Origin of the sequence: Spirillospora sp. CA-108201, assembly GCF_050936235.1 — a bacterium.
Taxonomy (GTDB): Bacteria; Actinomycetota; Actinomycetes; order Streptosporangiales; family Streptosporangiaceae; genus Spirillospora.
Map to the genome: position 1 here is coordinate 3,759,400 of NZ_JBNJNE010000001.1, position 20,071 is coordinate 3,779,470.

At 73.0% G+C, this 20,071-nt stretch carries 19 protein-coding genes; 5 read left to right on the plus strand and 14 right to left on the minus strand.

Annotation, left to right across the window (positions count from 1 at the left end):
* Positions 1–4 precede the first annotated feature (4 nt).
* Together ACQEU6_RS18280 and ACQEU6_RS18285 are read right to left on the minus strand one after the other, a co-directional pair.
* Complete coding sequence (locus ACQEU6_RS18280; RefSeq protein WP_499333453.1) at positions 5–1,717, minus strand: helix-turn-helix domain-containing protein; 1,713 nt, start codon at positions 1,715–1,717, stop codon at positions 5–7.
* A gap of 57 nt (positions 1,718–1,774) precedes the next feature.
* Positions 1,775–1,993, minus strand: coding sequence for a hypothetical protein (locus ACQEU6_RS18285; RefSeq protein ID WP_499333456.1), 219 nt, complete (start codon positions 1,991–1,993; stop codon positions 1,775–1,777).
* On the opposite strand from ACQEU6_RS18285, the gene ACQEU6_RS18290 reads away from it, so the two are divergent.
* Positions 1,987–2,457 carry a hypothetical protein gene (locus ACQEU6_RS18290; RefSeq protein ID WP_499333459.1) on the plus strand — a complete coding sequence of 157 codons (471 nt, stop codon included), beginning with the start codon at positions 1,987–1,989 and terminating at the stop codon, positions 2,455–2,457. The two genes, ACQEU6_RS18285 and ACQEU6_RS18290, sit on opposite strands and share 7 nt — an antisense overlap.
* 59 nt (positions 2,458–2,516) lie before the next feature.
* On the opposite strand, the gene ACQEU6_RS18295 is transcribed toward ACQEU6_RS18290, so the two are convergent.
* The 4 genes from ACQEU6_RS18295 to hutH are packed head-to-tail and all read right to left on the minus strand — an operon-like array spanning position 2,517 to position 8,314.
* Positions 2,517–3,896, minus strand: coding sequence for a formimidoylglutamate deiminase (locus tag ACQEU6_RS18295; RefSeq protein WP_499333462.1), 1,380 nt, complete (start codon positions 3,894–3,896; stop codon positions 2,517–2,519).
* A 10-nt stretch (positions 3,897–3,906) separates the two neighbouring features.
* Entirely contained in the window at positions 3,907–5,106 is a 1,200-nt protein-coding gene (locus ACQEU6_RS18300; RefSeq protein WP_499333464.1) for an allantoate amidohydrolase, read from the minus strand.
* Entirely contained in the window at positions 5,103–6,758 is a 1,656-nt protein-coding gene (gene hutU, locus ACQEU6_RS18305) for a urocanate hydratase (RefSeq protein WP_499333467.1), read from the minus strand. The genes ACQEU6_RS18300 and hutU overlap by 4 nt, the downstream gene beginning before the upstream one ends.
* An 11-nt stretch (positions 6,759–6,769) precedes the next feature.
* Positions 6,770–8,314, minus strand: a complete 1,545-nt coding sequence (gene hutH / locus ACQEU6_RS18310; protein ID WP_499340245.1) for a histidine ammonia-lyase — start codon at positions 8,312–8,314, stop codon at positions 6,770–6,772.
* A 92-nt stretch (positions 8,315–8,406) separates the two neighbouring features.
* Here hutH and ACQEU6_RS18315 point away from each other — a divergent pair, with 92 nt between their 5' ends.
* Positions 8,407–9,168 carry an IclR family transcriptional regulator gene (locus ACQEU6_RS18315; protein ID WP_499333469.1) on the plus strand — a complete coding sequence of 254 codons (762 nt, stop codon included), beginning with the start codon at positions 8,407–8,409 and terminating at the stop codon, positions 9,166–9,168.
* 3 nt (positions 9,169–9,171) lie between these two features.
* On the opposite strand, the gene ACQEU6_RS18320 is transcribed toward ACQEU6_RS18315, so the two are convergent.
* The 4 genes from ACQEU6_RS18320 to ACQEU6_RS18335 form a co-directional block, all read right to left on the minus strand.
* On the minus strand, positions 9,172–10,245 hold the full coding sequence (locus ACQEU6_RS18320; RefSeq protein WP_499333470.1) for an SDR family oxidoreductase: 1,074 nt from the start codon (positions 10,243–10,245) through the stop codon (positions 9,172–9,174).
* Positions 10,246–10,268: 23 nt separating this feature from the next.
* The gene (locus tag ACQEU6_RS18325) at positions 10,269–11,543 is read right to left on the minus strand and encodes an NYN domain-containing protein (RefSeq protein ID WP_499333472.1); all 1,275 of its coding nucleotides are present in this window, start codon (positions 11,541–11,543) and stop codon (positions 10,269–10,271) included.
* 204 nt (positions 11,544–11,747) lie between these two features.
* Entirely contained in the window at positions 11,748–12,401 is a 654-nt protein-coding gene (locus ACQEU6_RS18330; protein ID WP_499333474.1) for a hypothetical protein, read from the minus strand.
* Positions 12,402–12,531: 130 nt separating this feature from the next.
* Positions 12,532–13,122 carry a GNAT family N-acetyltransferase gene (locus ACQEU6_RS18335; protein ID WP_499333476.1) on the minus strand — a complete coding sequence of 197 codons (591 nt, stop codon included), beginning with the start codon at positions 13,120–13,122 and terminating at the stop codon, positions 12,532–12,534.
* 172 nt (positions 13,123–13,294) lie between these two features.
* Here ACQEU6_RS18335 and ACQEU6_RS18340 point away from each other — a divergent pair, with 172 nt between their 5' ends.
* The 3 genes from ACQEU6_RS18340 (at position 13,295) to ACQEU6_RS18350 (ending at position 16,304) form a co-directional block, all read left to right on the plus strand.
* Entirely contained in the window at positions 13,295–14,104 is an 810-nt protein-coding gene (locus ACQEU6_RS18340) for an SAM-dependent methyltransferase (protein ID WP_499333478.1), read from the plus strand.
* Positions 14,104–15,288, plus strand: coding sequence for a cytochrome P450 family protein (locus ACQEU6_RS18345; protein ID WP_499333480.1), 1,185 nt, complete (start codon positions 14,104–14,106; stop codon positions 15,286–15,288). Before ACQEU6_RS18340 ends, ACQEU6_RS18345 begins: the two co-directional genes overlap by 1 nt.
* 116 nt (positions 15,289–15,404) lie before the next feature.
* Positions 15,405–16,304 (plus strand): endonuclease/exonuclease/phosphatase family protein, encoded by a 900-nt coding sequence (locus tag ACQEU6_RS18350; RefSeq protein ID WP_499333481.1) that lies wholly within the window; start codon positions 15,405–15,407, stop codon positions 16,302–16,304.
* A 195-nt stretch (positions 16,305–16,499) separates the two neighbouring features.
* On the opposite strand, the gene ACQEU6_RS18355 is transcribed toward ACQEU6_RS18350, so the two are convergent.
* From ACQEU6_RS18355 to ACQEU6_RS18370, 4 genes are read right to left on the minus strand one after another with little or no spacing between them, the layout of a single operon-like run.
* A complete protein-coding gene (locus ACQEU6_RS18355) occupies positions 16,500–17,423 on the minus strand; it encodes an ABC transporter substrate-binding protein (protein WP_499333483.1) in 924 nt (307 codons plus the stop codon).
* A 17-nt stretch (positions 17,424–17,440) separates the two neighbouring features.
* Entirely contained in the window at positions 17,441–18,127 is a 687-nt protein-coding gene (locus ACQEU6_RS18360) for an ABC transporter permease (protein ID WP_149264104.1), read from the minus strand.
* The gene (locus tag ACQEU6_RS18365) at positions 18,124–18,771 is read right to left on the minus strand and encodes an ABC transporter permease (protein WP_499333484.1); all 648 of its coding nucleotides are present in this window, start codon (positions 18,769–18,771) and stop codon (positions 18,124–18,126) included. Before ACQEU6_RS18365 ends, ACQEU6_RS18360 begins: the two co-directional genes overlap by 4 nt.
* The gene (locus tag ACQEU6_RS18370) at positions 18,771–19,979 is read right to left on the minus strand and encodes an ABC transporter ATP-binding protein (RefSeq protein WP_499333486.1); all 1,209 of its coding nucleotides are present in this window, start codon (positions 19,977–19,979) and stop codon (positions 18,771–18,773) included. The genes ACQEU6_RS18365 and ACQEU6_RS18370 overlap by 1 nt, the downstream gene beginning before the upstream one ends.
* Positions 19,980–20,071: the final 92 nt, after the last annotated feature.

Sequence of the window (20,071 nt, forward strand, 5' to 3'; positions counted from 1 at the left end):
CGCCTCACCCCTGGCTGACCAGCACCGGGGTCCCGGTCACCCTGACCATGCCGCCCGGTGCGACCGTCCGCTGCGTCCCGTCGAGGTGCTCCACGGTCACCGGCCTCGGCCCGGCGGGCATCCATGCCTCGCCCTCGTGGGTCCAGCGGGCGAACGCGGTGGTCCGGCGCCCTTCGCGGCGGACGCCGAACTCGCACTGCCAGACATTGTCCGGCAGGCCGTTCCCGGCGCCGTGACCGCAGCCGCGGATCTCGGCGTCGTCGAGCCACCGCTGGAGCCGCTCGACATTCAGCGCCGCGCGGGTGGGCGCGCCGCCGTCCGGCTGCAGCACGATCGGGACGCGGTCGCTGCCCCAGCTGTACAGGTACATGCGCCGCAGGCTGTAGCGGTGGGCGTACAGGCCCGTCAGGTAGAAGCGGGCCGCGTATTCGGCGGCGACGGCGGGCGCGGGTTTGGCCTGGAGAGGAAGGCTGAATGTGGTGCCGGTGTTCCAGATCTCGGGGTGCACGCCCGCGGCGTGGAACTCGTGGTCCGCCAGCTCCAGGGCCTGGAGCATGAGCTCCGGGGGATCCTTCGCCTGCGGCTGGTAGAGCTTGACGCCCGCGGCCGTGCAGTGGCGGTAGCCGCCGAGTTCCGCGAACCGCCGGAGGACCCGGCGCCCCTCCGGTTCCCACAGCCGTCCCATCGACGGGCACACGATCTCCGCCCGGGGGTCGTGGCGACGGATGATGCGGCCCGCCCGGCGCGTCATGGCGACGAGGGTCTGCACGCTGCCGTTGTAGTAGTGCGGGTCGTTCGCCATGACCCAGAGCTCGTAGGCGCCGATGCGGCCGCGGGCGCGCTCGGCCAGCGCGGCGATGAACCGGTCCCAGTCGCGGAGGTCGTCGGGCGGCGCCGCCCGGGACCCGTCGGGGTAGGCCGCGCGGGGCGCGTCCGGCGCGGCCCACGCCGGGGTCCCGCCAAGGACGAACAGCGCCGGCAGCCCCGCCTTCTGCGCGCCGTCCAGGAGGCGGTCGAGCGTCGTCCAGTCGTACTCCCCCCGGGCCGGTTCCAGGCTCGCCCAGCGGGTTTCGCCGTCCCACAGCCGCACTCCCCCGACGAGGAAGGTCGGCATGGCGCCGCTGCCGCTGTTCACGGTGACCCCGAACATGGTCCGGGGCACGGGGGACGGCTCCGCCGCCCAGCTGGGCGCCGGGATCACGCGCGCGGACCTCGCCGCCCGGGCCTTCCCGTCGTCGCCCGCGCCCCTGTGGTCGCGGACGACGTCGCCGATCAGCACCACGGCGAGGGCGCACACGAGCAGGACGCGCACCGGAACGCTCCGGACCCGCGTGATAAGCCGGACGCCCCCGGCCGCACGGCGGTCCGGCGCGGGCCGTCCGCCGACCCCCGACGCCGACGGATGGCTCTCCGTCCGCACGGGCGGCGTCTCCTGCGGGGGGTTCGGGGGCTGACCCCCCACGCCGGACGGCACCGCGGTCGCCGCCCGCCAGAACCGGAGAAGGTCACCGAGTTCCTCCGGGGCCGCGCCGCATTCCTTCGCGATGCTCGTGACGAGCGCGTAGTCGGCGGGCACACGCGCGCCTCCGCAATAGCGGTGTAAAGCGGCACGGCTCGTGAACGTGCGACGCGCCAATTCCTGATAGCTCAGCCCGCTGCGCTCTTTGAGGTTCGTCAATAACGCCGAGAACTCGCTCACGGCCGCGGCTCGGTCCATGAACCCCCCTCATTCACGTACCGGGTGAAGTTTCCCATACCGATCAAGGCTTGGCCATCAGCGTCCCCGTCCCCGGGGACACGGCCAGGTCAGCGTGAGGTCGGGCGTCCCCGGCCCGGCGGGGACGCCGGGCGTCTTGCCGCTGTCGCCGGACGCCGGGGACGCTGGGCCCGTCCCGGTGGCGATCAGCGGCGCCGGGGCGTCATCGAGCAGCGTCCGGCGCCCGCCCCCGGGGGGACGGGGCCGGCAGCACGACACGGGGAGAGTCCATGCCATCGAAGGCCGTCAGCGTGACCGCCGCCGCCATCGGCGCGTTCGCCTTTCTGGTGATCGCGCCGTCCCAGGCCCAGGCCGCCGCGAGCGAGAACTGCGCGAAGAACGCCCTGAAACTGTGCGGCGAGGTCCACAACGGGTCGCACCTCACCATGCACACCACCGTCGATCTCGGAAAGGGAACGGACCACTGCGACGTCTGGAACTACGACGGCGGAACCATGAACAAGTGGGTGTACGCCAAGTGCACCCAGAAGTCGTTGGTTTCAGGGGGGAGCCGGGGAGGCGGCACGACGGACGTCGACGCCCTGACGTTCAACAAGGACGCCTACATGCTCGACTTCCACGGCACCCTGCTGTGGAAGGACAAGGGCGTGTGGACGAAGATCCACAACAACGAGACGGCGTCGTGCGGCACGGACGCGAGCTTCGGCATCCCCTTCTGCCGCATCGTCTGGGACTTCTGACCGCATGACGGGGACGAGGTGCCGGCCCGTGTCGGCGGGGCGGCACCTCGTCCGCTGCGTCAAGGCGTCGAACGACTCGTCGGCGTCGGGGGCGGGCCGGCGGTGACGGCGGCGATGGAACGGGCCAGGGCGGCGGGGACGTCGTCGACCAGCAGGTGCCGGCCGTCGTGGACGATCTGGCGGCCGGAGACGACGACGTGCCGGACGTCGGCGGCGGTGGCGGCGAACACGGCGGCCTCGGCGGCGTGGTCGGGGGCCGCGCCGGCGGTGCGGACCGAGTCGAGGGCGACGGTGACGAGGTCGGCGTAGGCGCCGGGCTCCAGGCGTCCCGCCTCGGGCCAGCCGAGCCCGTAGTGGCCGCCCGACGTGGCGGCGGTCAGCAGCTCCCCCGCCGTCCAGTGCCCCCGGGCGCGGGTGCGGAGCCGTTCGTCCAGCTCGACCGCGCGGGCCTCCTCGAACAGGTCGACGACGGCGTGCTGGTCGGAGCCGAGGCAGAGCGGGGATCCGGCGTCCGCCAGGTCGCGGGCGGGGCCGATGCCGTCGGCGAGGTCCCGCTCGGTGGTCGGGCACATGCACACGCCGGTCATCGTCGTCCCGAGCAGGCCGATGTCCTCCTCGGACAGGTGCGTCGCGTGCACGGCCGTGGCGAGCGCGCCGAGCGCCCCGGCCTCGGCCAGCAGGCGGGTCGGCGTCATGCCGTAGGCGTCCAGGCAGTCGCGGTTCTCGGCGGGCTGCTCGGACAGGTGGACGTGCAGCGGAGCGCGGTGCTCCCGCGCCCACGAGGCGACGGCGCGCAGCTGCTCGCGCGGCACGGCGCGGACGGAGTGGATCGCGGCGCCGACGCGGGCGTGGGAACGCCCGGCCTTGCCGGTCTGCTCGTGCAGGCTGTCGACGCGCCGCGCCCAGTTCCCCGCGGTGCCGTCACCGAACCGCAGCTGCGGCCCGGCGAGCGGCCGGCCGATGCCGCCGGTGAGGTAGCAGGTGTCGAGGAGGGTGATGCGGATGCCCGCGTCGGCGGCGGCGGCGATCAGCGCCTCGCCCATGGCGTTCGGGTCGGCGTAGGGGGCGCCGCCCGGCCGGTGGTGCAGGTAGTGGAACTCGCCGACGCAGCTGATCCCCGCGAGGGCCATCTCGGCGAACACGGCGGTCGCGAGCGCGCGGTAGGAGGCCGGGTCGAGCCGGTCGGCGACCTGGTACATCTGCTCGCGCCAGGTCCAGAACGTCCCGGAGTGCGCCTGCACGCGGGAGCGCAGGGCACGGTGGAACGCGTGGGAGTGGGCGTTGGCGAGGCCCGGCAGGGTCAGGCCGGGCAGGTGCGGGACGCCCGGCGGGGCCGGGACGCGGGGGGTGACGCCGGAGATGCGCTCGCCGTCGGCCTCGACGAGCACGTCGGCCGCGACGCCGTCGCCTAGCCAGGCGAACTGGGCATGCCACTGCATAACGGACTTCCTACCCGCGCGCCAGGTCGTCCAGTACCGCGGCGAGCGCCTCGACTCCGGCCAGGCGGTCGCCCGGCTCGGCGAACTCCTCGGGCGCGTGCGACACCCCGGTCGGGTTCCGCACGAACAGCATCGCGGTCGGCAGCCGCGCCGACAGGACGCCCGCGTCGTGGCCCGCGCCCGTCGGCAGGACGGGGACCCCGCCGAGCGTCGCCCGGACGCGATCCCGCAGCGCCAGGTTGAAGTCGACGATCTCGGTGTAGGACTCCTCGGCGAGATCGACGCACACCCGGTGCGGGCGCGCCGCGACCCGCGCGGCCTCGTCGACCTCCAGCACGGTCCGGCGGACGGCCTCGTCCGCGGGCCCCCGGGCGTCCAGCCAGGCGGTGACGGCCGACGGGATCGCGTTGACGCCGTTCGGCTCGACCCGGACCTTCCCGACCGTCGCGACGGTCCCGTTGCGCTCGGCGGCCTCCCGCGCGGCGATCACCATGTGCGCGAAGGGCAGCATCGGGTCGCGCCGGTCGGGGAGCCCCGTGGTCCCGGCGTGGTTGCCCTCGCCCGCGAAGTCGAACCGCCACCGGCCGTGCGGCACGATCGCGCTCGCGACGCCGACCGGCTCCTCCAGCGCCCGGCCCTGCTCGACGTGGAGCTCCACGTAGCAGCCGATCCGGCCGAGCAGGTCCTCGTCCGGGCCGATCGACCGCGGGTCGAGCCCGGCGTTGTGGACGACCTCGGCGAACGTGTGCCCGTCGGCGTCGGTGAGGCCGCGCGCCCGGGCCGGGTCGATCGCCCCGGCCAGCAGCCGGGAGCCGAGGCACGCCACCCCGAACCGCGCGCCCTCCTCCTCGGCGAACGCCGCGATCCCGATCGGCCGGGCCGGCCGGGCGCCGCGCTCGCGGAGCCGGTCGACCGCCGCGAACGCCGACACGATGCCGAGCGGCCCGTCGAACGCTCCCCCGCCGGGCACCGAGTCGAGATGGCTGCCGGTCAGGACGGCGTCCGCGCGGGCCCCGTCCTCCGGGTACCACCAGGCGACCATGTTCCCGTTGGGGTCGTGCTCAAGGGCGAGGCCGCGGCGGCGCGCCTCGTCGGCGAACCAGGCGCGGCACTCCAGCTCCGGCGGCGTCCACGCGAACCGGTGGTAGCCGCCGGTCGCCGCGTCCCGCCCGACCGGCAGCAGCTCCGCCCACATCTCCTCGAAGCTCATGGCCGCATCGGGACGCGCACGCCGCGCTCGTCGGCGACCTCGGCGGCCCGCTCGTAGCCGGCGTCGACGTGCCGCATGACGCCGGTGCCGGGGTCGTTGGTCAGGACGCGCCGCAGCTTCTCCCCGGCGAGTGCCGTGCCGTCGGCGACGCAGACCTGCCCGGCGTGGAGTGAGCGGCCGATGCCGACCCCGCCGCCGTGGTGGATCGACACCCACGTCGCGCCGGAGGAGGTGTTGAGCATGGCGTTCAGCAGCGGCCAGTCGGCGATGGCGTCCGACCCGTCCTTCATGCCCTCGGTCTCCCGGTACGGGCTGGCGACCGACCCGCAGTCGAGGTGGTCGCGGCCGAGCACGATCGGCGCGCTGATCTCGCCGCGCGCGACCAGGTCGTTGAACACCTCGCCCGCCCGGTCGCGCTCGCCGTAGCCGAGCCAGCAGATCCGCGACGGCAGGCCCTGGAAGTGGACCTTCTCCTGGGCCATCCGGATCCACCGGGTCAGCGGCTCGTTGTCGGGGAAAAGGTCGAGGATCGCCCGGTCGGTGCGGGCGATGTCCTTCGGGTCGCCCGACAGCGCCGCCCACCGGAACGGGCCCTTGCCCTCGCAGAACAGCGGCCGGATGTAGGCGGGCACGAAACCGGGGAACTCGAACGCACGCGTGTACCCGGCGAGCTGCGCCTCGCCCCGGATCGAGTTTCCGTAGTCGAACACCTCGGCGCCCGCGTCCAGGAAGCCGACCATCGCCTCGACGTGGACGGCCATCGAGGCGCGGGCCTTGGCGATGAACCCGTCGCGGTCCTTGTCGCGCTCGGCGGCCATGTCCTCGAAGGCGACGCCCTGCGGCAGGTAGGCGAGCGGGTCGTGCGCGCTGGTCTGGTCGGTGACGATGTCGATCGGCGCGCCGCGCCGCAGCAGCTCGGGGACGATGTCGGCGGCGTTGCCGAGCACCGCGACCGACAGCGGCCTGCGCTCGGCCCTGGCCGCCTCGGCGAGCCGCAGCGCCTCGTCCAGCGAGTCGGCCCGCACGTCGCAGTACCGGTGCGCGACCCGCCGCTCGATCCGGGACGGGTCGCACTCGACGCAGATCGCGACGCCGCCGTTCATCGTGACGGCGAGGGGCTGCGCGCCGCCCATCCCGCCGAGCCCGGCGGTCAGCGTGATCGTCCCGGCGAGGGTGCCGCCGAACCGCTTCTCGGCGACGGCGGCGAACGTCTCGTAGGTGCCCTGCAGGATCCCCTGCGTCCCGATGTAGATCCACGACCCGGCGGTCATCTGCCCGAACATCGTCAGGCCGAGCGACTCCAGGCGGCGGAACTCCTCCCACGTCCCCCACTGCGGGACGAGGTTGGAGTTGGCGATGAGCACGCGCGGCGCCCACTCGTGCGTCTGGAAGATCCCGACCGGCTTGCCGGACTGGACGAGCAGCGTCTCGTCCCCCTCCAGGTCGGCCAGCGACCGGAGGATGCCGTCGAAGGCGTCCCAGTTCCGGGCCGCCTTCCCCGACCCGCCGTAGACGACCAGCTCGTCCGGGTGCTCGGCGACCTCGGGGTCGAGGTTGTTCTGGATCATGCGCAGGGCGGCCTCCTGCGGCCACCCCTTGGCGGCGGTCAGCGAGGTGCCGCGCGGGGCGCGGACGGGGCGGGGACCGGACATGTGGGACTCCTTCAGGAGAGCGGGCCGGTGACGGCCTCGGCGGCGGCGACCAGTGAGCCGTCCCGGACCAGCGCGGTCGCGGCGGCGATCTCGGGGGCGAGGTAGCGGTCCGGGCCGGGAGGCGGGACGGCCTCGCGGAGCCTGGCGACCACGGCGGCGGTGGCCGGGCCGGGAAGCAGGGGCGTGCGCAGCTCCAGCGCCCGCGCGGCGGTGAGGATCTCGACGGCGACCACCTGGGCGAGGCCGTCCACCGCGCGGCGCAGCTTGCGGGCCGCGCTCCAGCCCATCGAGACGTGGTCCTCCTGCATGGCCGAGCTCGGGATCGAGTCGGCGCTCGCGGGCACGGCGAGGCGCTTCAGCTCCGACACGATCGCGGCCTGCGTGTACTGGGCGATCATGTGGCCGGAGTCGACGCCCGGGTCGTCGGCGAGGAAGGCCGGCAACCCGGCGGAGCGCCCCTTGTCGAGCATCCGGTCGGTGCGGCGCTCGGACATCGAGGCGACGTCGGCCGCCGGGACCGCGAGGAAGTCCAGCACGTAGGCGACCGGGGCGCCGTGGAAGTTGCCGTTCGACTCGACCCGCCCGTCCGGGAGGACGACGGGGTTGTCCACGGCGGACGCCAGCTCCCGTCCCGCGACCAGCTCGGCGTGCGCGAGCGTGTCGCGGGCGGCGCCGTTCACCTGCGGGGCGCAGCGCAGCGAGTAGGCGTCCTGCACGCGGGTGCAGTCGGGCCCCCGGTGCGACTCCATGATCTGCGAATCGGCCAGCAGCGCCCGCAGGTTCGCGGCCGACGCGGCCTGGCCGGGGTGGGGCCGCAGGTTCTGCAGGTCGGCGGCGAAGACGCGGTCGGTGCCGAGCAGCGCCTCGACGCTCATCGCGGCGGCGAGGTCGGCGGTCGTGAGCAGCCTCCGCAGGTCGGTGATGGCGAGGACGAGCATGCCGAGCATCCCGTCCGTGCCGTTCAGGAGGGCGAGCCCCTCCTTGGCGCCGAGCTCGACCGGCGCGATGCCCGCGTCCCGCAGGGCGTCCGCCGCCGGCCTCAGTTCGCCGGCGGCGTCCCTGACGGACCCCTCGCCGATCAGCGCGAGCGCCACGTGGGCGAGCGGCGCCAGGTCGCCTGAGCAGCCGAGGCTCCCGTACTCGAAGACCTGCGGGGTGATGCCGGCGTTGAGCAGCGCGGCCAGGGTCGTGGCGGTGACGGGCTGGACGCCGGTCCGCCCGGTGGCGAGCGTCCGCAGCCGGAGCAGCATCAGCGCCCGGACGACCTCCCGCTCGACCTCGGCCCCCGACCCCGCCGCGTGCGACCGGACGATGTTCAGCTGGAGCTGCGCCCGCATCTCGGGCGCGATGTGCCGGGTGGCGAGCGCCCCGAAACCCGTCGAGACGCCGTACACCGGTGTCGGGCGCACCGACAGCTCCTCGATGTGGGCCCGCGCCTCACCGACGAGCTTCAGCGCCGCGTCCGACAGCGCGACCCCGGCGCCGTCCCGCGCGACCGCCGCGACCTGCTCGAACGCCAGCGGTTCCGGCCCGACCACGACCCCTGCGTCCCCCATACTGAAACCCATACCCACCATTGGAGCGTTTCCCGGGCCGCGGCCCCAGCCCCGGACCGCGCTCTGTGTCTCGGATACGAGACAATCGGAGCATGAGCCAGGTCCCCGCCGCCCGCCGCGCCCTCGCGGTGCTGCGCCTCCTGGCGGGCGCGCCCGGCCCGCTGCCCGCCTCCGCGATCGCCCGTTCCCTCGGCCTCCCCCGCTCCAGCGCGTACCACCTGCTCACGGCGATGACCGAGGACGGCTTCGTCGCCTACCTCCCCGAGGAGCGCCGCTGGGGCCTCGGCGTCGCCGCCTTCGAGATCGGCTCCGCCTACCTGCGCCACGAGCCCCTGGAGCGCCTCGCCCGCCCCCTCCTGCGCCGCCTGGTCGACCGCGTCGGCGAGATCGCGCAGCTCGGCGTCCTGCACGGCGCCGAGACCCTCTACCTGCTGAAGGAGCAGCCGCCCCGGCACGCCACCCTGGTCACCGACGTGGGCGTCCGGATGCCCGCCCAGCTCACCGCGAGCGGCCGCTCGATCCTCGCGCACCTGCCGCCCGCGCAGGTCAGGGCCCTGTTCCCCGGCCGCTTCGTGGACCGCACCGGCCGGGGCCCGGCCACCCTGCGCGACCTGCGCCGCACCCTCGCCGAGGACGCCCGCCGGGGCTGGGCCGCCGAGGACGGCCACATCACCGAGGGCTTCGCCAGCATCGCCGCCTGCGCCTTCGACCACACCGGCCGTCCCACCGCGGCGATCACCGTGACGTTCCGCCGCGAGGACCATCCGGAGGAGGCGTGGCCCGCCCTGGCGAACCAGGTCCGCGCCACGGCCGCCGCGCTCACGACCCGCCTCACCGGCCGCCCGCCGGCCTGACCGCTACGCCCCGAAGCGGTCCGCGACCAGCCGGTCCGCCCAGCGCCGAAGCGCGTCCTCCACGGGCGGATGGCCCAGCCCCGCCGCCTCGGCCAGCGCGTCCGCCGAACGCGTGTCGTACCGCTCCTCGGACAGGAAGGACAGCGTCTCCGGCTCGACCCCGGTGAGCGCACGGGGCAGCCGCCGCACGAGCCCCACCGGCAGCGTCACCCGGGGCGGGCGCACCTCAAGGTGCCGTGCCAGGAGCCCGACGAGTTCCGGCAGGTCCGGGGTGGCATCGTCCAGGATCCAATGGGCGCGGTACGGCCCTTCGTCGTGCTCCGGCACGGCGGCCAGGAAGCGCGCCAGGTGGTCGACGGTGACCACGGGCACGAACGTGCGCCGAGACCCGGCCAGCGCGGGCAGGCGCCCGGCCCACAGATCCCGCACCATCGCGGCGAGCCCGATGTACTGCCCGGCCTCCCCGGTGACCGAATGCCCGATCACGGTCGCCGGATGCACAGCGGTGAGGGGCACGCCGCCCTCCTCCGCGACCGCGCGCACCGCCGCGTCCCCTTCGAGCTTGGACGCCTCGTACGCGCCCAGGCGCCGGTACAGCGCGTCCGTCTCCTTCGCGGGCGCCGGGTAGGCGAGCCTCTCCTCGGAGGCCACGCGATACCCGGACACATGGACGAGACGCCGCAGCCGGGGACGCGCGGCGGCCCACCGCACGACGTTCACGGCGCCGTCGACGTTCGCCCGCCGCGCCTCCTCCCGCCCCAGCCCGAACCGGAACAGGGCGGCGGCGTTGAACACGTCCCGCACGGCCTCCAGCCGCTCGCGGTCCTCCTCGTCCAGCCCCAGGTCCGGCCGGGTGATGTCGGCGCCGACGACCATCAGCCCCCGGTCGTCGACACCGTGCTCCCGCAGCCATCCCCGCAACTCGGCACCGCGCTCGGCGCCGCCCCGGACGGCCACGGCCAACGACCGCCCCTGGTTCAGCAGCTCCGCCGCCAGCCACCGCCCGACGAACCCCGTCGCCCCGACCACCAGGGCGTCGGCACGCCTCGACCCGGTCTCGCCCTCACTGAACATCATAGAGCGAAATTAGACCGGTCTACCTATTTTGTCGAGTGGTCTCCCAGCCAGGCCCGGACCGTCGCGACCTCCGCGGACGTGAACACCTCGCCGTCGGCGCGGCTGAGCACGTTCTCCACGAACGCCGCGCCGATCTCCGCCGGCTCGGGCGGCGGCTGCCGGTACAGCGGGCAGCCGCCGTACGAGGCGCCCCGCGCGATGACGCCGAGGCTGTTCCGGTTGACCGAGAGCCCCCGCTCGCGCAGCCGGTCGCGCGACCACCGCGTGCACTCGGTCAGGTTGAACCCGTGGGAGCGCGCGTACTCCGCCAGGGTCTCGTAGACGGGCGGCCACCACTCCTGCGGGAGCCGCGGCAGGCCGAACAGCTCCACCAGCCGCTCGACGGGCTCGGGAAGTTCGGTGCGCGGCAGCACACTCCCGGTGCTCTCGGGCGCGGCATGGCGGGCCCCGTCCCAGAGGTGGTGCTGCGAGACCCGCACCCCGGGCAGCCTCAGGCTGCCGACCGCGCGGGCGAAACTGCCGAAACCGAACCACCGCGTCTGGCCGACCGCGTCGCCCAGCCGGTCGCGGACCTGGTGCGCGAGGGTGGCGAGGATCAGCGGCTCCCCCGCGTCCTCGTACTCCGCGACGATGATCGAACGGAACAGCTCGTACGCGTCGTTCTGCTCGACCGGCACCGCACCCGCGTGCGCGGCGCCCTCCCCGAAATCGGCGGCCCCGTCGTCGTGGTCGTCGTCGAAGTCGACCGGCTCCCCCTGCACGAGCGCCAGCAGCCGCTGGCTGTCGAGGATCCGGTCGGCGATCGAGCTGAACGCCTCCGCCGTGTCCGCCGGGGAGACGATCATCGTCCGCCGGTCGGAGCGGCGCAGCCGCTGCAGCAGGGGCGTCATGTCGGAGTCGCCGGACGCGATGACGAACTCCTCGTACACCGTGTCGGCCGCCAGGGCGTCGACGGCGTCCACGACCATCCTGATGTCGGCGCCGTTCTTCGTGGCGTTGTAGCGGGGGCAGTCGATCACTTCGAAACCGGCGCGGACGAAGGACGTCCGGAACTTGGAGAAATACAGCCGCCACGGCTCGCCGTCGGCATCGCGATGACTCACCCAGCCGGCCGGATTGAGGTAGCACCGTAGAATCAGCCAGCGGCGCTCCGCATCGCCGGTCAACGCGGTGGACAGGTGGTGCAGCCAGGTCCCCGGCTCCGTGGCGAACCGGATCGCCATCTCCGGGTCGAGCTTGAAAAGCCCGCTGAAAACATTATCGAAGTCAAGATAGAGCGCAGCGCGGACATATTTCACGAGCGCAATATATCAGCCAATCGATTAATAGAGCAACTTCATCCCGAATAGCGACCACTATTCAATCGAAACCGCGTCACCCTCTCAACCGCGGACTTCTTCGTCGCCGAGGACGCCGATCCGGCAATGATCGACTGATCAAAGTGATCCTCATGTGACGACCGCGAGCCCGCCGACGCGGCCGGCGGGCCCGCCGAAGGGGCGTCAGCGCTTCTTCTTGGGGGTCACGCGGAGGCGGTGGTCCAGCTTCCAGAACCAGAGCGCCTTGCCCTTGCCCACGTAGACGTCATGCAGGCCGACGCACTGGCTGCGCCCCGACCCGGACAGGTCGGCCATCCAGGTGCCGGTCGGCTCGTACACGTCGAACTGGTAGATCTTGTACGCCCGGCCGATGTCGAGCCGGTAGTGCTTCTTCTGCGTCAGCGTCGGCGTGTACCCGAGGCTCCTCTGCCACTGCTTGTTCCCCTGGTACCCGAGGACGGCGTTGACGCTCTCGACCGTGGCGCCGAGGGAGATGGTGACCGTGTGCCCCACCGTGTACGAGGTGGCGGCGTTGAGAGTGCCGGGTCCCCAGCCCGACACGGTCCACGGGTCCCGGTTCTCCCAGCGGGTCCAGGTGCCGGCGAAATGCCGCTTCCCGCGCGCGACCCGCTTGTCGGTGCATTTCTGGCCGTTCTTCTTCGCCGACTGCCCGGCCTTCCCCGACTGCGCGCCCTGCCCCGACTGCGCGCCGAGCTCCTTCTTCGCCGCGACGCTGGCGGTCGGCCTGGCGTCCCCGCCGGACACCACCGTGGTCCCCACCACGGCCGCCGTGCCCAGGACGGCCACACCGGCGAGCGTCAACCCTGCCTTCTTCATCCGGGACTTCCCCTCTGTGACTCAGCCCAGCCCCTGGGCCGCACGAGCCATTCTTTTGAGTGGGCCGATCCCGAAATCAGGGCCTTAGGGCCCCAACCCTCCACAGCCGGGCCCTACCCCCGGCGGAAGCTCAGAGGCCGGATCGGCGCCTTTCGCTCTCGCGTTCCCTGGGGCGGGACCAGTCGGCGCGGAGGAGTTCGTATTCGACCTCGCCGTGTTCGGTGCCGGGAATGGGGTCGTCCCAATGCTGGTGGAAGGTGCGCAGGTAGGTCAGGCCGGACTTCTCCATGACGCGGCGGGACGCGGCGTTGACGGCCATGGTCTGGGCGAAGACGCGGTGGACGCCGAGGTCGGCGAACGCCTTGGCGATCAGGGCCCGCGATCCTTCGGTGGCGTAGCCCCTCCCCCAGCTGGCCGCGCGCAGGCAGTAGCCGAGCTCGGCCTGCCGGAGGTCATGGCCGTCTCCCGGTTCGAGGGCGAGCCAGCCGATGAAGTCGCCGCTGGAGCGCTCGACCGCGGCCCAGCGGCTGAGCGGGCCCCGCTCGTACCAGGCGAGGATCCTGGCGAGGGTCTGGTCCCTCAGGTGGGCGCGGGGGGTCGGCCTGCCGCCGGTGAGGAACCTCGTGACCCGCGGGTCGCCGTCGAGCCGGACCAGATCATCCAGGTCGTCCTCGGTGAAACGGCGCAGCAGCAGCCGGTCGGTGGTGAGAAATGCCCGCACGGGCCCCTCCGATCCGCGACCTCGCCCCGTGAGGTCGCCATCTGATGGGCGTTCCATCCTTTGCGTCCTTGGAACGGTCCTATTCGGACCGGGAGTCGCAAATGATCGAAATCGTCCGAGTTTCGCCCCTACACTCTCATGCGATCGGATACCCGGACAGGGAGGTCCGTCCGTGAGCGGTGAGCACCATCCGGAGTGGGTGGCCGATTCGGAAACGCCCAGCGTGGCCCGGATGTACGACTACTACCTCGGCGGCAAGGACAATTTCGCGGTGGACCGCGAGGCCGCCGACCAGGTGGTGGCGGCGATGCCGAACGTGCTGGAGTTCACCCGCGCCAACCGCGGGCTGCTGTCGCGGGCGGTGACGATGATGGCCGATCGCGGCATCCGGCAGTTCCTCGACATCGGCTCCGGGCTGCCGACGCAGGAGAACGTGCACCAGGTGGCCCAGCGCGCGGCCCCCGGCTCCACCGTGATCTACGTCGACAACGATCCGATCGTGCTCTCCCACGCGCGGGCGCTGCTGGCCGACAACCCGCTGACGACCGTCATCCAGGCCGACCTACGCGAACCGGAGGGCATCCTGGACGACCCCGAGGTGAAGGCCAGGATCGATTTCGACCGGCCGGTGGGCCTGCTGCTCCTGGCGATCCTGCACTTCGTCCCGGACGAGGCGCGCCCGGCCGAGATCGTGGCGAGGCTCCGCGCGCCGCTGGCCCCCGGCAGTTGCCTGGCCATCACGCACGGCCACCGCGGCGAGGTCACCACGCAGGTCGAGGAGCAGGTCCGGGGCGCGTACGGCAGGACGGGAGCGGGCGACATCATTCCGCGCGGGATCGACGAGGTCATGACGTTCTTCGAGGGCACCGAGCTGGTCGGCCCCGGCCTGGTCCAGGTGGCCGACTGGCGGGCGGACGCCGAGCCGTCCCCGCCCGACATGTCCCGGCCGGGCTTCCTCGCCGGCGTGGGAAGGGTGATCTGATGCTGCCGACGCACCTGCTGTTCGGCCGGGCCTTCAGCGAGGACCCGTACGCCGTGTACGCGGAGCTCCGGGCGGCGGGGCCCGTCCATCCGATCGACTTCCCTCCCGGCGCCGCCGCCTTCCTCGTGGTCGACCACGAGCACGGCCGCGCGGCCCTGAGCGACCCGCGCCTGTCCAAGGACACCGCGAACAGCACCGTCCCCGTCAACGCCGAGTTGTTCTTCGGCGGGACGATGCTCGGGATGGACCCGCCCGACCACACCCGGATGCGCGGTCTGGTGGCCAAGGCGTTCACCGCTCGGCGGGTGGAGCGGCTGCGCCCCCGCGTCCAGGAGATCGCCGACGGGCTGCTGGACGCCGTCGCGGCCCGCGGCGAGGCCGACCTGATCGAGGACTTCGCCGTCCCGCTGCCGATCCAGGTCATCTGCGAGCTGCTCGGCGTGCCGGCGGGCGACCGGGCCCGGTTCCGCGAGTGGACGGCCGTGCTGACCGTTCCGGCGCTGACCGCCGAGGCCCGCGAGCGCCGCCGCGAGGCGGCCCGGGCGTTCAACGGCTACCTGCTGGAGGTCATCGCCGAACGGCGGGCCCGCCCCGAGGACGACCTGGTCAGTGCCCTGATCAGCGCTCGGGACGGGGACGCCGCCCTGACCGGGGCCGAGATGCTCGGCACCGTCGCGCTGCTGCTCATCGCCGGGCACGAGACCACCGTCAACCTCGTCGGCAACGGGGTGCTGGCCCTGCTCCAGGCGCCCGGCCAGCTCGAACTGCTCCGGGCGCGGCCCGAGCTGATGCCGTCCGCGGTCGAGGAGCTGCTGCGGTTCGACGGCCCGGTGGAGCGGGCGAGCCAGCGCATCGCCCTGGAGGACATGGAGATCGCCGGGACGCCGGTCCCCAAGGGCGCCTGGGTGCACGTCGCGCTCGGCGCAGCGGACCGCGACCCCGCGGTGTTCGAGGACCCCGACCGGCTTGAGGTGACCCGGGCGCCCCAGGGGCACGTCGCCTTCGGCCACGGCCCGCACTTCTGCCTCGGCGCGCCGCTGGCCCGGCTGGAGGGGCGGATCGCCATCGGCGCCCTGCTCGACCGCTTCCCCGATCTCGCCCTCGCCGTTCCGGCCGAAGAACTGCGCCACCACCGCACCGGCTCGATCGTCCGCGGCCTGGTCTCGCTCCCGGTGCGGGTCTGAGCGCCATGTCCGGATCGCAGGCCGCGATCTATGCTCAAGGCGGTGGCAGGACGGGCGGGTGGTGACATGGCGACGGACGAGGGCGGCCTGCTCCGGCGCGTGCAGGCGCCGGGTGCGTGAGGACCGGGGCGGCCCGGCGACTGCTGCGCCGGCGGTGGTTCCTGCCCGCGGCCGCGGCCGCGGCGATCCTGCTCGCCTCCGGGTTCGTGCTGGTCGAGCCCCGGGCGGCCGGCGACGGGTCCGTGCGGGTCATGACGTACAACCTGCGCGGCGTGAACGATCCGCCGCCGCGCGACTGGAAGACCCGGCTGCCGCTGGTCAGGCGCCTTCTGCGGGAGCACGACCCGGATCTGCTCGGGGTGCAGGAGGCCCGGTGGCACCAGGTGCGGGATCTCGCCCGGACGCTGCCGGGGTACCGCTGGATCGGGCTCGGCAGCCAGGGCGGCACCCGCGACCAGTTCCTGGCGATCTTCTACCGCGAGCGGCGGTTCGAGGTGCTGGACTTCGACCACTTCTGGCTGTCCGACACGCCCTCCGTGATCGGCTCGGCCACCTGGGGCAACCGGTACGTCCGGATGGTGACGTGGGCGAAGTTCCGCGACCGGCGCACCGGAACGGTGTTCTACCAGGCCAACACGCATCTGGACAACCTGTCGGCGGACTCGCGGGTGAAGAGCGCCCGGCTGATCCTCGACCGCGTCCGCGCCTTCCAGCCGGGGGCGCCGGTCGTGCTCACCGGCGACTTCAACGACGCGGCCGGGGCGTCCCCGGCGTACGCGATCCTCACCGGTCCCGGCGCCCTGCGCGACACCTGGACGGCGGCCGACCGGCACGGGCCGCAGTACCGCACCGAGAACCACTGGAGACCCCCGGAACCGGGCGGGAGGCGGATCGACTGGATCCTCGTGCGGGGCCCGATCAGGACGACCTGGGCCGAGATCGACCCGTACCGCGCCGGCGGCGTCCACCCGTCCGACCACGATCCCGTGATCGCCCGCCTCGCCTTCCGGGACTGACCGCCACGCCGCGAGGAACTCCGGCAGGGCGGCGGTGAGCCCGGCGGGGCGGTCCTCCGGCAGCAGGTGCCCGGCCCGGTCGATGACGCGCAGGTCCGCACCGGGGACGAGGGGGGCGCCGGGCGCTGAGAGCACCCTCGGACGGCGAACGGCCGAGCCCCGGGCGGGGCTCGGCCGTCGGCGGTCTGCGAGGGGTCAGGCGAGGCCGGACTTCTTCAGCCACTCCTCGGCGACCTTCTCCTGGTCGTCCTTGTCGATGGCGACGCGCTTCATCATGTCCAGGAGGTCCTGGGTGGTGAGCTTGGCGGAGACGCCGTTCAGCGCCGCCCTGGCCTTCTCGTCCACCGCCTTCGTGTTGACCAGCGGCGTGACGTTCTGGGCGGAGAAGACGTTCTCCGGGTCCTCCAGGACGACGAGCTTGTTCTGCTGGATCGTCGGGTCGGTGGTGAACAGGTCGGCGGCCTGGACCTTGTTCTCGGTGAGCAGCTTCACCAGGGTGGCCTGGGCGCCGGCGTCGAACGGCTGGAACTTCTTGAACTTCAGGCCGTAGGACTTCTCGAGGCCGACGAGGCCCTGCTGGCGGGTCTTGAACTCCGAGGGGCCGGCGATGACGAGGTCCTTGGCGACCGGCTTGAGGTCGGCGATGGACTTCAGGCTGTACTTCGCGGCCGTCTGCGGGTTGACGGTGACGGAGTCCTTGTCCTCGGCCTTCGCCGAGTCCAGGATCTCGACGCCGGCGGGCAGCTTGGCCTTGAGCGCGGCGTTGATCTCGTCGGTGGTCGCGGCCGTGCTGGTCTTGTCGACCGAGGTGGTGAGCAGGGCGCCGTTGTACTCGGGCATCACGCTGATGCCGCCCTTGACGACCTGGTCGTAGTAGATCTCGCGGGCGCCGATGTTGAACTTGCGGGTGACCTTGACGCCCTTGGCCTCCAGCGCCTGCGCGTACAGCTCGCCGAGGAGGTTGCTCTCGGGGAAGTTCGCGCCGCCGACGGTGACGGTGCCGTTCCCTCCGCCTCCGGAGAGCGGGTTGCCGTCGTCTCCGGAGTCGCCGCCGCCGCAGGCGGACAGCGACAGGGCGGCCACGAGGCCGACGACCGCGCCCCTGATGAGTTTGTTCATGTGCTCTTCCTTCGGTGTCAGGAGGATCGGGCGGAGCCGAGCAGGCCCGGTGAGACGAGGAGGCGGCGCAGCGCCGCGAAGGCCGCCTGGACGATCAGCGCGAGCAGCACCACCAGGACGGTGCCCCCGACGACGAGCTGGTAGTCGTTGCGGGCCAGGCCGTCGATGATGTAGCGCCCGAGTCCGCCGAAGCCGGGATAGGCGGCGATGGTGGCGGTGGCGACGACCTGGATCGCGGACGTGCGCAGCCCCAGCAGGATGAGGGGCAGGGCCATCGGCAGCTCGACCCGCCACAGTACGCCCCAGCCGGTCATGCCCATGCCGCTGGCCGCGTCCTTGGCGTCGGCGTCGACGCCGCGGATGCCCTCGAAGGTGTTGACCAGGATCGGCGGGACGGCGAGGGCGACGAGCGCGACGAGCACCGGTGTGATGCTGTACTCGATCACTACGACGATCAGCACGAGGCCGAAGGTGGGGACGGCACGGGCGACGTTCGCCAGGCTGATCGCGAGGAACCCGCCCCGGCCGGTGTGCCCGACGAGCAGGCCGAGCGCGAGGCCGATGACCGCGGCGCACACCAGCGCCACGCCGCTGTAGTAGACGTGCTGGAGCAGGCGGTGCGGGATGCCGTCGCCGCCGTGCCACTGGGAGGACGTGGTCAGCCACGTCCAGAACAGGTCGATCTGGTTCCACAGCTCGTTCATGAGGTCATCCGGGCTCGGGCCCACGGGGTGAGCAGGCGTTGGACGGTGACCAGGATCGCGTCGGTGACCAGGGCCAGCAGGACGATCAGGACGGTGGCGGCCACGATCTGCGTCTGGAACTGGAGCTGGTAGCCGCGGATGATGTCGTAGCCGAGGCCGCCCTGGCCGATCAGCTGGCCGACCGCGACGAGGCTGATGGAGGAGACGGCGGCGACGCGCGTCCCGGCGATGACGATGGGCACGGCGATCGGCAGCTCCACCTGGAGCAGGCGCCGCAGCGGGCCGAAGCCCATCGCGGTGGCCGCCTGCCGGACGGGGTCGGACACCGACGCCAGCCCGTCCACCACGTTCGGGACGAGCACCGACAGGCTGTACAGGGTCAGCGGGATCATGACCGTGGACGCGGTCAGCCCGGTGTACTGGATGAAGACCATGAACAGCGCGAGCGACGGGATCGCGTAGAAGATGTTCGAGACCGTCAGCGCCGGCGGGTAGATCCAGGCCCAGCGGCGGCACAGCATGCCGACCGGCAGCGAGATGATCAGGCCGAACAGCACCGGCAGCAGTGCGAGCCGCAGGTGGATGAGGGCGTGCTCGGTCAGCGTGTCGGTGTGCTCGCCGATCCAGCCCCAGTCGATGTCCATCAGCCGGCGCCTCCGGCGTCGGCCTCCTCGGCATCGGCGGCCCGCTCGGCCTCGCCGGGCTGGTCGGGCTGGTCGGGCTGGTCGGCCTCGCCGGTCCGCTCGGGCTCGCCGGGCGCGGACGCGGCGGCGTCGCGGCCGTGGGTGGGGACGGCGAGCAGGTCGGTCCCGCTCGCGGTCCCGACGACCGCGCCGGTCTCGTCGACGCCGACCGCCAGCCCCGACGGGGACAGCACGGCCGCGTCCAGTGCGGTCCGCACGGTGTCGCCCCCGACGTGGAACGTGGAGCCGACCGGGCTGAGCTTGGCCTTCCCGAGCGGACCGGCCGCCTGCGCCGGGCGGGTCCAACCGAGGGGGCGGCGGTCGTCGTCGACGACGAGCACCCATTCCGTTCCGGCCGCCTCCGCCGCGTCGGCGCTCGCCGCGCGGACCGCGTCGTCGTTCAGCCGCAGGCCGCCGGTGTCGGCGAAGGAGAGGGTGCGGATGCCGCGGTTCTGGCCGATGAAGCCGGCGACGAAATCGTCGGCGGGGTGGGCCAGGAGGTTCTCGGGGCTGTCGATCTGGACGAGCCTGCCGCCGGTCTGGAACACCGCGATCCGGTCGCCGAGCTTGATCGCCTCGTCGATGTCGTGGGTGACGAACACGATCGTCTTGTGCAGTTCCTCCTGGAGGCGGAGGAACTCGTCCTGCAGTTCGGCGCGGACGACGGGGTCGACGGCGCTGAACGGCTCGTCCATCAGCATGATCGGCGGGTCGGCGGCGAGGGCCCGCGCGACGCCGACGCGCTGCTGCTGGCCGCCCGACAGCTGGAACGGGTACCGCTTGCCCATCGCGGGGTCGAGCCCGACCCGCTCCATCAGCTCCAGCGCCCGCTCCCGCGCCTTCTTCTTGTTCCAGGAGAGCAGGTACGGGACGGTGGCGATGTTGTCGAGGATGGTGCGGTGCGGGAACAGCCCGGCGTGCTGGATCACGTAGCCGATGCCGCGCCGCAGTTCGGCGGGCTTGCGCTCGCGGACGTCCTTCCCGTCGATCAGCACGCGCCCGGAGGTCGGCTCGACCATCCGGTTGATGGTCCGCAGCGCGGTGGTCTTACCGCCGCCGGACGTGCCGACGAACACGGTGATGCGTCCCGTGGGGCATTCCAGGCTCACGTCGTCGAGCGCGACGGTGCCCCCGGGATAGCGCTTGGTGACGCCCTCAAAGGTGATCAACAAATCACGTCCTCGCCGGGCGCCCCGCGTGACGCCGTTGCTCGAATTCCGTCTGGGTACCAACCGTAACCAAGGGGTACCGTCATCTCGAT